Source organism: Microbacterium sp. 4NA327F11 (assembly GCF_005503465.1).
GTDB classification, from domain to species: Bacteria; Actinomycetota; Actinomycetes; order Actinomycetales; family Microbacteriaceae; genus Microbacterium; species Microbacterium ginsengisoli.
Map to the genome: position 1 here is coordinate 1 of NZ_SCOB01000031.1, position 14855 is coordinate 14855.

The window sequence follows — 14855 nt, forward strand, 5'->3', positions numbered from 1 at the left end:
GCGAGCCGCGGCATACGAGACCTGGCTGCATCACTACAATCACCACAGACCCCACACCGGGATCGGCGGCCAGACCCCCTCAGCCCGCGTTCACAACGTCACGGGGAAGTACATCTAGGCGTCGCCGACCGCGGCGAGGTCATCGGATACACCTTCACCGACGCGAACGTCTCGAAGACCTCGGGGGACGCGAGCGTGCTGTACACCGATTCGCTGGCGCTGCAGGACGCCGCCGCCCCGCCCACGCGGATCGCGCTGAGCGGGGTGTCTCCGAGCGTCGCGCAGTGGCGGTTCGTGCCCGGCACCGACAACATCCTGGTGCTCACCTTCGACGGCCGGCTGTTGCTCGCCTCCTCGGCGGGCAAGGACCCCGTCGACCTGGGCAGCGCGGCGAGCATCGACGGCATCGCCCGCGGCAGCACGTCGGCGATCATCGAGCGACCCGACGGCACATACTCGATCGACCTCACGAGCGGGGCGCAGACCCTGCTCACCGACCCGCCCAACGTCGCCGGCTTCGCCGGCACCGTGACGCCGCTCACCGCCACGACGACGCTCCGGCAGTACGCGCAGGTCACGAACGGCGCCACCACCGGCACCGAGATCTACCGGGTGCTCGCCAACGGCACGTCATCTGTGGTGTACACCTCCGCGGCCACCGACGCGGTGCTGCAGGTCTGCACGTCGCCGAGCGCTCGCTACGCCGCGGTGCTCATCGCACCCAACGTCGCACAGAACCCGTACGTGACCACCTACGAGTACCCGGTGCCCGGCACGGTCGAGACGCACATCATCGACCTCGACACCGGCAAGGAGGTGTCGAAGCTGTCGGCGTTCGACATCTCGTGGTGTCAGGTGCCGATCGAGTGAGCGACGGGCTGCGCCCGGCGACGCCCTCGGACCTCGCCGGCCTCCCGCTCGAGGTCGCGCCCCGACTGCTCGGTGCGGTTCTCCACGTCGGTGTCGGGGGTGAGACGGTCGCCGTGCGCATCACCGAGGTCGAGGCCTACCACGGCCTCGGCACCGGTGACGTTCCCGATCCGGCGTCCCACGCCCGCAGCGGACCGACCGCGCGCAACGCGACGATGTGGGGACGCGCTGGACTCCTCTACGTCTACCTCAGCCACGGCATCCACTCGTGCGTCAACGTGGTGTGCGGCCCCGAGGGGGTCGCAGGTGCGGTGCTGCTGCGTGCGGGCGAGGTGGTCAGCGGGGCGGATGCCGCCTCCCGTCGCCGGCTCGGCAGTGCAGGCGCGCCCGTCGCGGCGCGGGAGCTCGCCCGTGGTCCGGGGCGCCTCGCGAAGGCGGCCGGGCTGCGGCATCCGATTCACGACGGCCTCGACGCACTGACGGCGCAGCCGCGCGGCGGTGCCCGCGCACGTCTGCTGCTGCCGGAGCGGCCGCTGGCGCCGGTCGCGAGCGGCCCGCGGGTCGGGGTGGCGGGACCTGCCGGCACCGACCTCTACCCGTGGCGGTTCTGGCTGCCGACCGAGCCGACGGTCTCGGTGTTCCGCTGGGGTCGTGGCGCCGGGCCGCGGCATCCGCACGAACCGGCCCGTCAAGGCGACACGCCGCGCGTGCTAGACTGACCTTTTGTCTGCGCGCACTCCAGCACGCAGCTCGTACCCTCCCCGCGACCCGCGCCAGAGATGGCGGGTGTCCGGCTGGGTGCAGACAAGGGATCTTGGGTGGCACCGTCCGGTGCCACGGTACAGAAGGAGACTCACCATGGCCGCAGTGTGCCAGGTGACTGGAGCGGTTCCCGGCTTCGGTCACAACATCTCGCACTCGCACCGCCGGACGAAGCGCCGCTTCGACCCGAACGTGCAGAAGAAGACCTACTACGTTCCGTCGCTCGGTCGTAAGGTCACCCTCACGGTGTCCGCCAAGGGCATCAAGGTGATCGACGCCCGCGGCATCGAGTCGGTCGTCAAGGACCTCCTCGCGAAGGGTGTGAAGCTCTAATGGCGAAGAAGGCCCAGGACATCCGTCCGATCATCAAGCTGCGTTCGACCGCCGGCACGGGATATACCTACGTGACGCGCAAGAACCGCCGCAACAACCCCGACCGCATCGTGCTGAAGAAGTACGACCCCATCGTGCGCAAGCACGTCGAGTTCCGAGAGGAGCGCTGACCCATGGCCAAGAAGAGCAAGATCGCTCGTAACGAGCAGCGCAAGGTCGTCGTCGAGCGCTACGCCGCGAAGCGTGCCGAGCTGAAGAAGGCGCTCGTCGACCCGACGTCGACCGACGAGCAGCGTGAGGCCGCCCGCGTCGGCCTGCAGAAGCTGCCCCGCAACGCCTCGCCGGTGCGTCTGCGTTCGCGCGACGTCATCGACGGTCGCCCCCGCGGTGTGCTGACGAAGTTCGGCATCTCGCGTGTGCGCTTCCGCGACATGGCCCACCGTGGCGAGCTGCCCGGTGTGACCAAGTCGAGCTGGTAAGCAGCCGATTCGCACGAAGCCCCCGAGGGAGACCTCGGGGGCTTCGTCGTTCGCGGGGACGTCAGCAGATGAGACCGGCGCCGAGCCAGTTCGGGTAGGGCAGCGTGCGCAGCAGCTCGTCGTGCGGGTCGGTGTGCGTGTGCGACTCCGCCGACGAGACGCTTCCCTCGAAGGGGTCGGGCGGCAGGGTCTCGGTGCGGGCGGACGGGCGGTCGTGGCGTGCCATGGTGCTCCTCGGATCGTGCCGGCTGTCGCCGGCGGGTCGGGGGCTCGGTGCACCGAGTGTGGCAGAACGGCAGGGCGCGGCGAAGAGCGGAGCCGTTGTCCCCGGCGTATCCACAGCGGGCCTCGTCCCGGCCGTCCCGGGGTCCTAAGGTCGAGGGCAGCGGCGTACGCGCGCCGCATCGACCCCGGGAGGCTCCATGAAGCTGTTGCTGACGTCGGGCGGGATCCGCAACGACAGCATCGAGCGCGCCCTGGTCGACATGGTGGGCAAGCCGGTGGCTGAGGCATCCGCTCTCTGCATTCCCACCGCGCAGTGGGGCCACACGATGTGCGGGCCCGAGTCGGTGCGTGGATTCATCACCGGCCTCCCGCCGTGGGGCGGCATGACGTCGATGCCGTGGCGCACGCTCGGCGTGCTCGAACTCGCCTACCTTCCGTCGATCGGCGTCGAGCGCTGGCAGGAGTGGGTGCGCGCCGCGGACGTGCTGCTCGTCGACGGCGGCGACGCCACCTTCCTCGCGCACTGGATGCGGGAGTCCGGCCTGCTCGAGCTCCTCCCCGAACTGCACGACACGGTGTGGGTGGGCGTCAGCGCGGGCAGCATGGTCATGACGCCGCGCATCGGTCGGGAGTTCATCGCCTGGGCGCAGGCGCCGGATGACACGACCCTCGGCCTCGTCGACTTCGCGATCTTCCCGCACCTTGACGTCTTCCCCACGAACACGAGGGAGGCCGCCCAGAAATGGGCGGCGACGCTCGAGCTGCCCGCGTACGTGCTCGACGACGAGTCCGCGATCTCGGTCGTCGACGGCGAGGTGTCGGTGATCTCCGAGGGCGAGTGGTTCACCCTCGGCCCGGCGTCGTAGCCACAGCCGCGCATCGGCCGATCGTCGACCGGGCGCGGCGCAGCGCCGGGGCGCAGCCGCGGCCCGGCGCCCGCGGGCTCAGCCACGTGCGTGCGTGACGGCCCACGCCAGCGAGTCGTCCGCGACCTCCTCCCATCCCTCCTGGCTCACGATGCGGTGGGTGCGCCCCTCGTACTCGCGGTAATCGACCACGGCGGGACTCCCCGACGAGCGGTACTTCTTCACGATCGCGCGCCCGATCGCCGGGGGCACCACGTGGTCCCGCGACCCGGTGATCACCAGCAGGGGAGCGCGGTCGGTGCGGGCGTAGTCGACGTGGCTCGCGCCCTTCTTCTCGGAGAAGGCCGCCGCAACCCCTTCGAAGAACACCCTGTTGTACGACGGCACGGCGAACTGCTCCCAGAGGTCATCGGATGCGGCGCGGTCGAGGTCGTTGCCGAAGGTGAAGTGGAAGTGGCCCTTGGACAGCGGCGAGGCGCCGTTGCGACCGAACGGGTTGGACAGGATCGGGGTGCCCGTCCACAGTGTCGACGCCGGCAGTGTCGTGATGCCGGCGGGCTGCCCGGGCGTGACGGCGACGTACGCGGCGCCCAGTCCGCGGTCGGCGAGCATCTGCGTGAAGAGGCCGCCGAATGAGTGGCCCATGATGATGGGCTTCACCGGGAGTGCCCGGATGATCGCGTCGTAGTGGTCGACGATCTGCCGGATGCCGATGCCGCGCAGGGCGGCGGGATCGCGCCGGATGTCGGCGACGGAGCGGTCATCGATCCCGGGCCAGCCGGGCACGATGACCTCATGCCCGGCGTCGCGGAATCGGCCCGCCCACGTGTGCCAGCTCAGTGGGGTCATCCACAGTCCGTGGATGAGCAGGACGGGCGGTGTGGTCGTGTCGGTCATCGGTTGCTCCTCGTGGGGGGTGGCGTAGAATCAGAGTAGACCGAACGTTCTATCTATTCAAGCGATTCCGCCGCCGGCTGGCACGATGGATCGCGGAGGATCACATGAGCGCTGCAACAGCGGACCGCCCCTCGGCTCGGACCCGCCTGCTGGAGGCGGCGACGACGCTGTTCTACTCCGAGGGGATCCATGCGGTCGGCGTCGATCGCATCATCGAGCACGCGTCGGTGACCCGCGCGACCCTCTACAAGCAGTTCGCCGGCAAGGAGGGCCTCGTCCTGGCCTACCTCGAAGGGGAGGACGCGCAGCTGCGGGCGCTCTTCGCCGAGGCGGCGACCGCGTCCGATGACCCGGGGATCCTCCTCGACCTCGTGGTCGGCGGGATCGCCGACGACGTGCGCCTGCGGCACACGCGCGGATGTCCGTTCATCAACGCCGCGGCGGAGTACCCCGAGGAAGGACCTGTGCGCCGCCTGATCGACGAGCACCGGTCGTGGTTCCGCACCACCCTCGCCGACCTCGCTGGCGCAGCCGGCCTCGTCCGTCCGCGCGAGGTGGCGGCCTCCCTCGTCCTCCTGCGGGATGCTGCGCTCGTCGGCGGGTATCTCGACGGTCCTGGCCTCGTCACGCCTGACTTCGCGCGCACCGCGCACGAGGTGATCCGCGCGCACCGGCCTGATCAGCAGTCACAGCAGCCCCACGAGCGTCATGCGCCTCGTGACACGCCGCCACCGATCCGTCAAAGTGCGGAAAATCCGCGGAATCACGCGGAAAGTGGGTATATTCGAGCACGGTCGAACCCGACCACACCGGGCACCCTCGGGTGACCGGACCCAGACAAGAGGCGCTTCGGCGCCTGGAGGAACCACATGGCCGACAAGTCCATCACCAAGACCGAACTCGTCGCGAGCATCGCGAGCGCAACGGGTCAGAGCCAGGCCACGGTCTCGGGTGTGCTCGACTCCCTGTTCGCCACGGTCGCCGAGAGCGTCGCCAAGGGCGCGAAGGTCTCGATCCCCGGTTGGATCGCCTTCGAGCAGGTCGAGACCGCCGCTCGCACCGGTCGCAACCCCCAGACCGGCGCCGAGATCAAGATCGCCGCGGGCAAGCGCGTCAAGGTGACCGCGGGCTCGAAGCTGAAGGCTGCCGTCAAGTAAGTCTTCTCGACTCCGCGAAGGGGGGATGCCACGTGGCATCCCCCCTTCGTCGTGTCCGGCTTCGTTCGCGGTGGCGTCGCGGCGACGTCAGGCCGGCGGCAGCAGTAGGCGACCCGTGCGTAATACTCCGTGCAGGGTGCGCGCGGCGACGGTGACCCACGCGACGAGGAGCCCCACGAACAGCACCGCGGACAGCGCCGCGAGTGCCTGCGAGCCGGTGTGCACGGCGAGGGCGGCGGACCCCGTCACGCACGTGCCGACGGGGAACGTGAACGACCACCAGGTGAGAGTGAACGGCAGGTGGGCGCGCGCGGCGCGGATCGTCAGGGCGACGACCAGGGCACCCCACAGCAGGGCGAAGCCGAGCACGGGCACGCCGAACACGACGCCCGCGGCGGAGAACGCCGATGCCAGGTCGGGCGGAGCGGCGAGGTGCGCATCGGCACCCAGGTTGTTCGCCGCGGTGATCGACTGACCGAGCGGTCCGAGAACGATCCACAAGGTCGGCACCATCGCGACGGCCCCGACCTCGTGGCGGGCGAGGCGCCCCCACAGCTGGGTGAGGATGATGAGCGCCGCGATGCCGGTCATGCCGGTCATCGCGTAGCAGGCGAGCAGGAAGTCGAGCCGCAGCTGGCCCGCGGGGATGTGCGGTAGCAGGGCCGCGCCGGTCGCCGCCGACACCATGGGCGGGACGATGGGCATGAGCCATCCGCCGAACGCGCTGTCCTCCCGCACGTCGTGGCGGGTGAAAGTCAGGTAGGGGATCGTGACGGCGGCGATCAGGCCGAGCACCGTGCCGACGGTCCACAGCACGGCGTCGATCGCGACCGCCACGGGCTCACCGAGGATGTCCACGCCCACGACCAGCGTGCCGAGTCCGACGGTCAGTGCCGCCATGGCCGGTGCGCCGTAGAAGTGAGCCATCGTGGCATTGCTGTGGTGACCGCGGGCGACGCCGCCGAACCAGATCCAGTGCAGCGCGGTCGCGACGATCAGCGCGAGGAACATGGCGGATGCGAGCAGCCACACCACGAGTGCGAAGGTGCGCTGGCCGGGCACCTGCACGGGGAGGGCGACGGCAGCGTTCGCGACGATGCCGGTCCCCATGACCGAGGCGAACCAGTTCGGCGTGATGTACGCGACGACGTCCCGAGGGCGATCGATGGCCTGCAGCCAGCGGCGTCGCGCGGGCGCGGTGGCGGTGGGGTGCGACATCCCTCTATCGTGGCGCGTCCGGCTATGGTCGCGCGCACGGGAATGCCACCCGGCCCCCGCCTAGGCTGGACCGCGTGACTGCGCGCGCCTGGCGGATCGGAGCCCCTGTGCTCCTTGCCGTCGTAGCGCTCGCCACGGCGCTGGTGACGGCCGGTCTGTCGGCGCCCGGCCGATTGGTCGGCTGGCTCCTGCCGCTCGCCGAGGTGCTGGTGCGGCTCGGGGTGGCGACGACGATCGGATGTCTCGTGCTCGCCGTCGCCGGCGGAACCGTCGCCCGCGCCGCGTTCGGGCGTCTCGTGGCGGTCGCTGCCGGTGCGGCCGCGGTGTTCGCCCTGGCCGCCGCCGCAGCGACCGTCCTCACCGCCGTGTCGCTGCTCGACCTCACACCCGGTCTCGATCCCGCATTCGGCGCCGAGGTGGCGGGCTTCGTCACGGGAACGTCGACGGGACGACTCTGGCTCGTGACGACGGTGCTGGCGGCGCTCATCGCCGTGCTGCTGGTGTCGGTGCGCACGGTGCGGGCCGTCCGAGTGCTCGCGGTGCTGGCAGCGCTCGCAGTGGTGCCGCTGGCGGCGCTCGCCGCCGGCGCGTCGCCGCGCCCGGCCGCGGGCCTGGCTCTGCTGATGCTCACCGTCTCGACCGTCGGCGCCGGGATCGTCGTGGGAGCGGCCGTCGTCTCGGCCTCGCGCGCTCCGGTACCTCTCGTGATCGCGCTGGTCGCGCTCGCCGCGCTGCTCGGATTCGGGGCGGCGGTCGGCATCGGCACGCAGCCCGTCGCGCCGCCGGCCGACGCGACCCCCGCCGAGGTGCTCACCGGGATGCCGCTGCCCCCGGTGCCCACGATCGGATCGCTGCTGCTCGGTGTCGCGCTCGACCCGCTCTGGCTCACCGTCGCCGCAGCGGGAATCGCGTGGCTCGTCGTGCGCCGCCGAGCCGCGGTCGCGGGCGCCCGGCGCTCGCCCGCGCGTCTCGGCGCAGGAATGGTCGCGGTCGTGCTGTTCCTGTGGGCGACGTGCGGCGGACTCGCCGTCTACGCCGACGTGCTGTTGAGCGCCCGGCTCGCGCAACTGCTGATCGTCGCACTCGCCGTGCCCGTGCTCGTCGCGTGGGCGACGCCGCCCCGCGCTGCGCGCACCGCCGGCGCCGAGACATCCGCCCCGCTCGCCCCGCTCGCACCGCCGCGGGCGCTGCGTTCCCCCGTCGTCGCGGCGCTGCTGCTCATCGCCGTGCTCTGGCTCGCGACAGCGACCGACGTGCTGCGCTGGACGCTGAGCCACCGCATCGGCACCGACCTCGCGATCGGCGTCGCCGCGGCGGCCGGTCTGCTGTTCGTCCGGGCGGTCGTCGTGCCGCGCACCGCGACGGCGGCGCGGGCGCTCGCGATCGTGCTGGTCGCGGCGGCCGTCATCGCCCTCGCCGCCGTGCTCGTCTCGACCGCGTCGTTGTGGGTCGCGGACTGGTTCGGCGCCCTCGCCCCCGCCTGGGGCGCGGAGCCCCTCGATGACCAGCGCCGGGCGGGAGTCGTCGTCGCGGGGTGCGGTCTCGTGCCACTGCTCGCTCTCGCCGTCATGGTCGCGCGCACCCCCAGACCCGCGGATGCCGCGTCCCGCCGTCTTGCGCGCCGCGAGCGCGACGCCGAGCTCGACGCGTACGACGCGGCGCTCGCCGCCGCCCGCCGGCACCCCGACCGCGACGCCTGATCGTCCGGCGCGGGAAGTCGCGGCATCCGGCAGGTCAGTTCGTTCCGCCGCCGATCGAGATCGCGACCGTCTCGTCGGGGTTGACGGTGATTCCGGCGTTCACCGTGAAGGGGACGTCGTCGCTGACCCGTCGCACCGACCCGTCGTAGAGCGACTGCACCGTCACCTGGATGTGGGCGACCGCGGCGGTGTCGGGGATGCGCCAGCCGTTGCCGTCGGGAACGACCTGGATCGTCGGCTGCTGCGTGATTGACCACGTCGGAGTGCCCTCGACGCGGTTGCGCACGACATAGCCGAACGGGCATCCGGTGGGCTGCAGCACCTGCTGGGTCGCGCACTGCGAGAGGAACTCGTTCACCCGCTGCTGCACGACCGAGGTGAACTGCGCCGTCGGCTGCGCCTGAACGGTGACCGGGATGTCGACGCCCGGCGCGTTCGTCAGCACCGCCGTCCCGCTCGAGGAGGAGATGTCGGTGTCGATGCGGATCGCGTAGAGGGCGGGGGAGAAGACCAGCATCGCGATCGGCTCGGTCGGCTTCACGTTCTCGCCGTCGGGCGAGACCTGCCGCTTGTCGACCACGAATCCGTTGACGCCGAACTGCATCGTGCCGAGCGCGGTGAGCGACATGACCGCGAGCGGACTCGTGGCGAAGCGCCAGGTGGGGAGCACACCGAGCTGCCCGCCGGGTGCGACGCGGAACGCGGTGGTGCCCGAGTGACCGCCGGCGGAGTACGAGACGGTGACGGTCGTGACGGCGCCTTCGGACGACTCCGACACGACGTTCACATCGGAGAGCTGGCCGAGCGCGGTCGATCGCAGCAGTGCGGACGAGGCCGTCGACGGCAGCCCGGCGGCGGACAGCTGATCGGGGGTGAGCGCCACGCCCGGGACCGCGAGCGCGTCGCCGGCCCGCCCATCCGACAGGAGGGACAGATAGTGCAGCACGAACGCCGTCGGGCTGTACAACTGGCGGTAGAGCGCCGCGGATCCGACGCCGAGACCCGCGAGCAGCAGCGCGGTCACGAGCGCGATCGATGTGAGATCGACCCACAACGGCCGACGCCGACGCACCCGGGGGGTGGCGGCATCCGGCTCGGCGACAGTCACCTTCACAGTGTAGGAACCGGGCCGCGCCGCCACCCGGGAAACGCCCCCACGGCTCGCGGGGCGCCCGCGCACCTAGCATGGACGGGTGCAGACGACCCCCCTCTCGAGCGAGCAGACGGAGGTCTACGAGCTCATCGAGGGCACGCGCGACAACGTCTTCGTGACGGGTCGAGCGGGCACCGGCAAGTCGACGCTGCTGCGCCACCTCGTCGAGCACACCGCCAAGCGCGTCGCCGTCTGCGCGCCGACGGGGGTCGCCGCACTCAACGTCGGCGGGCAGACCATCCACTCGCTGCTGCGGCTGCCGATCGGCCTCATCGCCAACACCGAGCTCACCCAGCCCGAGGCGACCCGCAAGCTGCTCGGCGCCCTCGACATGCTCGTCATCGACGAGGTGTCGATGGTCAGCGCCGACCTCATGGACGGCATCGACCGGGCGCTGCGTCAGGCCCGGGGCCGCCGCGCGGAGCCCTTCGGCGGCGTGCAGGTCGTCATGTTCGGCGATCCCTACCAGCTCGCCCCGGTGCCGCCGCGTGGCGACGAGCTGCGCTACCTCCACGACCACTACCGGTCGCACTGGTTCTTCGACGCGCACGTCTGGGCCGGAGAGACACCGGATGCCGCGGGCATCATCGACCTCGGACGCCACGGCGCGACCCTGCACATCCGGGAGCTGCGCGACATCCATCGACAGTCCGACCCGGCGTTCAAGGCGCTCCTCGACGCCGTGCGCCATGGTCGCGTGACGGCCGACATGGCCGGAGTGCTCAACGGCCACGGGGCCCGCACACCGCCCGAGCCGGTCGACGGCGAGCAGCCGATCATCACCCTCGCGACCCGCAACGACGCGGTCAATGCGATCAACAAACGCCACCTCGACGCCCTCATCGGGCGATCGCAGACCGCCGTCGCGGAGATCAACGGCGACTTCGGCCGCGGTGACGCGTACCCCGCCGATGTCGAGCTGCAGCTGAAGATCGGCGCGCAGGTGATGTTCCTGCGCAACGACACCGCCGGCTACGGCGAGCCGCCCCGTTGGGTGAACGGCACGATCGGCACCGTCACCCGCATCACGGGAGACAAGGTGCGGGTGAGCGTCGACGGCGAGGAGCACGACGTCGAACCGGCGGTCTGGGAGCGCTACCGCTACGCGTACCACGCGACCACCCGTCAGCTCACGCGGGACGTCGTCGCCGAGTTCACCCAGTTCCCGCTGCGGCTCGCGTGGGCCGTCACGATCCACAAGTCGCAGGGCAAGAGCTACGACCGGGCGGTCATCGACCTCGGCTCGGGGGCGTTCGCGCCCGGGCAGACGTACGTGGCCCTGTCGCGGCTGACCTCCATCGACGGGCTGTACCTCCGCCGGCCGCTGCGCCCGAGCGACATCCGGGTCGATCCCGACGTCGCGCGCTTCATGGCCGCGGCCCGCTGACGCGGCGCCGATGCGCGGGGCGGTCAGGCCGCGGCATCCGCCTTCGCGCGGGCGAGGTCGTCGAACAGCTCGGTGTTGAACCGGTAGGCGAGCAGCACCTCGTCGATCACCCGCTGCTTCTCGGCCTCGTCCCACGGGGCGGCGTCGAGCTGCTCGCGGTAGACGTCCTTGAACGCCTTGGGGTCCGCGATGTCGCCGAAGATGTAGAACCCGATGCCGTTGGTCTCGAACCCGAACCGGCGCGCCATCAGCTTGCCGATGAACAGTCCGCCCGACAGGTCGCCGAGGTAGCGCGTGTAGTGGTGGGCGACGAAGCCGCCCGCCCACGTGGCGCCGACCTGACGGATGCGGGCGACGTAGCGCTCGGTCGTCGGCAGCGGGGTGATGCGCTGCGTCCAGTCGTCGCCGATGAGGAACGCGAGGTCGGCCTCGAGGGCCGGCAGGCGCGTGAGCTTGTCGCTGATGAAGACGGATGCCACGGGGTCGCGGCGCATGCGATCCGCCGCCCCTTCGAGCGCCTCGTAGATGAACCAGTGCTGGGCGACGAGAGCAACGTAGTCCTCGCGCGTGCCCTCCCCCTTGAGGAGATCGGCCATGAACCCGGCGCTCTCGCTGCCGGAGTGCGCGCCGCTGGAGCGCTCGCGCAGGGCGGTGGAGAAGGGGATGGGCGTCGTCATGTCGCCCACTATACCTTCAGGTAAGCGGAACCTAACCTTCGCGTTGCGTCAGAGCCTTTGCGCGGGTTCCTCGGAGGTCACTCGTGCGGACGCGGCTCGACGCCCAGGCGCCGGCAGGCCGCGTCGTAGAGCGCCACGATCTCGCGGCGCACCTCTCGCCGTTCGGTGATCTCGCCTCCCGGCCAGGGCACCTGCAGCGTCTCCTCACCGGTCGAGGTCGTGTAGCTCCACTCGCCGGCCGAGCCGTCGAACCCGATCATCACTGCGCCGACAGCGTCAGCGTCACCGAACGCGCGCGCGATGAGCAGGTTGTCGTCGGCGTGATCGGAGTTCATGTGACCGAGGACGCCTGCGAGGGCGTCGGCGTCGAAGAGGTGGGGCATGCCTCCACCCTACGCACGGCCGGCGACCTCGTACGTCACCCCCGCACGGCGATGTCGGGAGGACATGCTTTGATCGGAATGTTCCCCGACGGTTGGAAGAGTGCGATGTCCCCTGCCCGCAGCAGCTACGGCGCGATCGGTCTCGTGCTGATCGGTCTGGCCTGTCAGGAGGTCGGCGCGTCGATCGCCGTGCTGCTCTTCCCCGCTGTCGGGCCTCTCGGCATGGTGATGCTGAGACTCGTGTTCTCGGCGCTCGTGCTTCTCGCGATCGCCCGCCCGCGCCTGCGCGGGCTCTCGCGAGACGCCTGGCTCTCGGCCCTCGCGTTCGGGCTCGTGCTCGCACTCATGAACGGTCTGTTCTACCTCGCCCTCGAGCGTCTGCCCCTCGGTGTGACGGTCACGATCGAGGTGCTCGGCCCGCTGACCCTGTCGATCATCGTCGCCCGCCGTGCGAGCGCCCTCGTCTGGGCGGGAATCGCCGCCCTCGGAGTGGCGGCCCTGGGCGGGGGCGGCTGGGATCGACTCGACCTGCTCGGGGTCGTGTTCGCACTCGCCGCGGCCGCCAGCTGGGCTTTCTACATCCTCGCCTCCGCACGGGTGGGGCGGCTCTTCGCCCGACTCGACGGCCTCGCGATCGCGATGGCGGCGGGCGCGGTGGTCTCGCTGCCGTTCGGCATCGTCGACGCGGGCTCCGCCCTCGTGCGACCTGAGCTGCTCGGCCTCGGGGCGGCCGTCGCGCTGCTGTCGTCGACCATCCCGTACGCCCTCGAACTGTTCGCGCTGCGGCGGGTCGCGGCATCCGTCTTCGCGGTGCTGATGAGTCTCGGCCCGGCGACCGCCTCGGTGGCGGGATTCCTGCTTCTCGGACAGCATCTCGCCCTGCTCGAGATCGCGGGCATCGCGCTCGTCGTGATCGCGAGCGCGGGCGCCGTGCTCGCCGGCGCGCGCCCGCGCACCGTGCGGGCGCTGCCTGACGGCGCGCTGCCGCCGCAGGCCTGACTACCGGCTCGAATCGGCCCGCGTCGAGTGCCTGTCGATTCGGTCGACTGTGCGCGCCTTCCGGGGTCGTGCGGCCGGGTCGGGCTCAGTGCGTGAGCGCCGGGGCGAGTGCGGCCGCGACCGTTGACGTCAGATCGGCCCACGAATCGACGAACGCCGCGACTCCGCGCTCTTCGAGCAGCCGCGTGACATCGCCGAAGTCGACCCCCGCCGCCGCGAGGGCGTCGAGAACGGCCCGGGCGTCGGCATCGCGGGCGGTGACCGTGTCGCCCGTGATGATCGCATGGTCGAAGGTCGCCTCGAGGGTGGCGGCCGGCATCGTGTTGACGGTGCCGCGCGCGACCAGCTCGGTGACATAGCGGGTGTCGGGGAAGGACGGGTCCTTCACGCCGGTCGACGCCCAGAGCGGCCGCTGACGGTTCGCCCCGGCGGCGAGCAGCGCCCGTACCCGGGGCTCCTCGAACCGCTGCTCGTACAGGTTGTACGCGAGGCGGGCGTTCGCGAGCGCCGCCTGGCCGCGCAGGGCGAGTGCCGCGTCGGTGCCGATCGCCGCGAGCCGGGCGTCGACCTCCGTGTCCACGCGCGAGATGAAGAACGAGGCCACGGAGTGGATCGTGGTCAGGTCGAGGCGGTTCGCGCGCGCCTGCTCGAGGCCGGCGAGGTAGGCGTCGATGACCTCGGTATAGCGCTCGAGGCTGAAGATGAGCGTCACGTTCACCGACACCCCGGCCGCCACCACGGCGGTGATCGCCGGAAGTCCCGCGCGGGTCGCGGGGATCTTGATCAGCACGTTGGGCCTCGCCACCGCGGCGTGCAGGGCGAAGGCCTGCGCGATGGTGCCCTCGGTGTCGTGGGCGAGCTCGGGGGAGACCTCGATCGAGACGCGTCCGTCGACGCCGCCCGTCGCGTCGTAGACCTCCCGCAGCACATCGCAGGCGTCGCGCACGTCGTCGGTCGTGATGCGGAGGATGGCCTCATCGACGGATGCCGCGGCCGCGGCTTCCCGCGCGAGTGCCGGCCCGTACCCCGCACCGCGGGTGATGGCCGCCTGGAAGATCGACGGGTTGGTCGTCACTCCCGTGACGTTGCGGGTGCGCACGAGTTCGGCGAGCTCGCCGGACTCGATGCGCTCGCGGGAGAGATCGTCGAGCCAGATGCTCACGCCCGCCGCGGCGAGGGCGGCCGTCGGCGTGCTCACGCTGTCGCCTCGATCGTCTCGTGCGCCGCCGCGACGACCGCGTCGACGGTGAAGCCGAAGCGGCGCTGCAGCTCGCCGGCCGACGCCGAGGCGCCGAAGTGATCGATGCCGATGACGCGGCCCGCGTCGCCGACGATCCGGTGCCAGCCGAGCGTCGAGCCCGCCTCGACCGAGACCCGGGCCTTGATCGTCGAGGGGAGTACGGACTCGCGGTAGGTGTCGTCTTGTTCGGCGAACCATTCGAGGCTGGGGGCGGAGATGACGCGGGCCTGCACTCCTTCGGCCGCGAGACGCGTGCGAGCCTCGACGGCCAGGTGCACTTCGGAACCCGTCGCGATCAAGATCACGTCGGGGGTGCCGTCCTCCGCATCCACCAACACATAGGCGCCCTTCCTGACGCCCTCCGCCCCGGCGAATCCATCGATCTCTCGGGGCAGGACGGGGAGGTTCTGGCGGGAGAGGGCGATGCCGGCGGGCCCGGTGTGGCGGGTGAGGAGTTCGAGCCAGGCGGTGGCGGTTTCGTTGGCGTCGGCGGGGCGGACGAGGGTGAA

At 71.3% G+C, this 14855-nt stretch carries 20 protein-coding genes; 12 read left to right on the plus strand and 8 right to left on the minus strand.

Annotation, left to right across the window (positions count from 1 at the left end; genetic code table 11):
• The 6 genes from FFS51_RS13570 to rpsN all read left to right on the plus strand — a co-directional run.
• Positions 1–118, plus strand: a 118-nt coding sequence (locus FFS51_RS13570) for an integrase core domain-containing protein (protein WP_137878663.1), incomplete at its 5' end; no start/stop codon positions are given.
• 77 nt (positions 119–195) lie between these two features.
• Positions 196–870, plus strand: a complete 675-nt coding sequence (locus tag FFS51_RS13575) for a hypothetical protein (protein WP_137878664.1) — start codon at positions 196–198, stop codon at positions 868–870.
• Positions 867–1589 (plus strand): DNA-3-methyladenine glycosylase, encoded by a 723-nt coding sequence (locus tag FFS51_RS13580; protein WP_056207336.1) that lies wholly within the window; start codon positions 867–869, stop codon positions 1587–1589. The genes FFS51_RS13575 and FFS51_RS13580 overlap by 4 nt, the downstream gene beginning before the upstream one ends.
• Before the next feature lie 139 nt (positions 1590–1728).
• The gene (gene rpmB, locus FFS51_RS13585) at positions 1729–1965 is read left to right on the plus strand and encodes a 50S ribosomal protein L28 (protein WP_045247025.1); all 237 of its coding nucleotides are present in this window, start codon (positions 1729–1731) and stop codon (positions 1963–1965) included.
• Complete coding sequence (rpmG, locus tag FFS51_RS13590) at positions 1965–2135, plus strand: 50S ribosomal protein L33 (protein ID WP_045247024.1); 171 nt, start codon at positions 1965–1967, stop codon at positions 2133–2135. The genes rpmB and rpmG overlap by 1 nt, the downstream gene beginning before the upstream one ends.
• A gap of 3 nt (positions 2136–2138) precedes the next feature.
• Complete coding sequence (rpsN, locus tag FFS51_RS13595) at positions 2139–2444, plus strand: 30S ribosomal protein S14 (RefSeq protein ID WP_056207333.1); 306 nt, start codon at positions 2139–2141, stop codon at positions 2442–2444.
• Between the two features lie 61 nt (positions 2445–2505).
• On the opposite strand, the gene FFS51_RS14770 is transcribed toward rpsN, so the two are convergent.
• On the minus strand, positions 2506–2670 hold the full coding sequence (locus tag FFS51_RS14770) for a hypothetical protein (RefSeq protein ID WP_048809196.1): 165 nt from the start codon (positions 2668–2670) through the stop codon (positions 2506–2508).
• Between the two features lie 196 nt (positions 2671–2866).
• Here FFS51_RS14770 and FFS51_RS13600 point away from each other — a divergent pair, with 196 nt between their 5' ends.
• Positions 2867–3535, plus strand: coding sequence for a Type 1 glutamine amidotransferase-like domain-containing protein (locus tag FFS51_RS13600; protein WP_045247022.1), 669 nt, complete (start codon positions 2867–2869; stop codon positions 3533–3535).
• 78 nt (positions 3536–3613) lie between these two features.
• Here FFS51_RS13600 and FFS51_RS13605 read toward each other — a convergent pair whose 3' ends face one another.
• A complete protein-coding gene (locus tag FFS51_RS13605; RefSeq protein WP_056518788.1) occupies positions 3614–4432 on the minus strand; it encodes an alpha/beta hydrolase in 819 nt (272 codons plus the stop codon).
• Positions 4433–4536: 104 nt separating this feature from the next.
• On the opposite strand from FFS51_RS13605, the gene FFS51_RS13610 reads away from it, so the two are divergent.
• Together FFS51_RS13610 and FFS51_RS13615 are read left to right on the plus strand one after the other, a co-directional pair.
• Complete coding sequence (locus FFS51_RS13610; RefSeq protein WP_082486265.1) at positions 4537–5259, plus strand: TetR/AcrR family transcriptional regulator; 723 nt, start codon at positions 4537–4539, stop codon at positions 5257–5259.
• 42 nt (positions 5260–5301) lie between these two features.
• Entirely contained in the window at positions 5302–5589 is a 288-nt protein-coding gene (locus tag FFS51_RS13615; RefSeq protein ID WP_045247020.1) for an HU family DNA-binding protein, read from the plus strand.
• 87 nt (positions 5590–5676) lie between these two features.
• On the opposite strand, the gene FFS51_RS13620 is transcribed toward FFS51_RS13615, so the two are convergent.
• Positions 5677–6807: a TDT family transporter gene (locus tag FFS51_RS13620; RefSeq protein ID WP_056207326.1), complete on the minus strand. Its 1131-nt coding sequence runs from the start codon at positions 6805–6807 to the stop codon at positions 5677–5679.
• A 74-nt stretch (positions 6808–6881) separates the two neighbouring features.
• On the opposite strand from FFS51_RS13620, the gene FFS51_RS13625 reads away from it, so the two are divergent.
• Complete coding sequence (locus FFS51_RS13625; protein WP_137878665.1) at positions 6882–8507, plus strand: cytochrome c oxidase assembly protein; 1626 nt, start codon at positions 6882–6884, stop codon at positions 8505–8507.
• A gap of 34 nt (positions 8508–8541) precedes the next feature.
• Here the strand turns inward: FFS51_RS13625 and FFS51_RS13630 are convergent, their stop codons facing one another.
• Positions 8542–9615, minus strand: coding sequence for a hypothetical protein (locus tag FFS51_RS13630; protein WP_056207431.1), 1074 nt, complete (start codon positions 9613–9615; stop codon positions 8542–8544).
• Positions 9616–9700: 85 nt separating this feature from the next.
• Here FFS51_RS13630 and FFS51_RS13635 point away from each other — a divergent pair, with 85 nt between their 5' ends.
• Positions 9701–11047, plus strand: a complete 1347-nt coding sequence (locus tag FFS51_RS13635; RefSeq protein ID WP_045247016.1) for an ATP-dependent DNA helicase — start codon at positions 9701–9703, stop codon at positions 11045–11047.
• A 23-nt stretch (positions 11048–11070) separates the two neighbouring features.
• On the opposite strand, the gene FFS51_RS13640 is transcribed toward FFS51_RS13635, so the two are convergent.
• The gene (locus FFS51_RS13640) at positions 11071–11724 is read right to left on the minus strand and encodes a biliverdin-producing heme oxygenase (RefSeq protein ID WP_056518786.1); all 654 of its coding nucleotides are present in this window, start codon (positions 11722–11724) and stop codon (positions 11071–11073) included.
• Positions 11725–11801: 77 nt separating this feature from the next.
• Positions 11802–12107 carry a DUF2470 domain-containing protein gene (locus tag FFS51_RS13645; RefSeq protein WP_056518784.1) on the minus strand — a complete coding sequence of 102 codons (306 nt, stop codon included), beginning with the start codon at positions 12105–12107 and terminating at the stop codon, positions 11802–11804.
• A 105-nt stretch (positions 12108–12212) separates the two neighbouring features.
• Between FFS51_RS13645 and FFS51_RS13650 the strand changes: the two genes are divergently transcribed.
• The gene (locus FFS51_RS13650; RefSeq protein ID WP_045247013.1) at positions 12213–13106 is read left to right on the plus strand and encodes an EamA family transporter; all 894 of its coding nucleotides are present in this window, start codon (positions 12213–12215) and stop codon (positions 13104–13106) included.
• Between the two features lie 85 nt (positions 13107–13191).
• Here the strand turns inward: FFS51_RS13650 and tal are convergent, their stop codons facing one another.
• A complete protein-coding gene (gene tal, locus FFS51_RS13655; protein WP_056518782.1) occupies positions 13192–14304 on the minus strand; it encodes a transaldolase in 1113 nt (370 codons plus the stop codon).
• On the minus strand, positions 14301–14855 hold a 555-nt coding region (locus FFS51_RS13660; protein ID WP_283205741.1), incomplete at its 5' end, for a transketolase-like TK C-terminal-containing protein. The genes tal and FFS51_RS13660, both read right to left, overlap by 4 nt.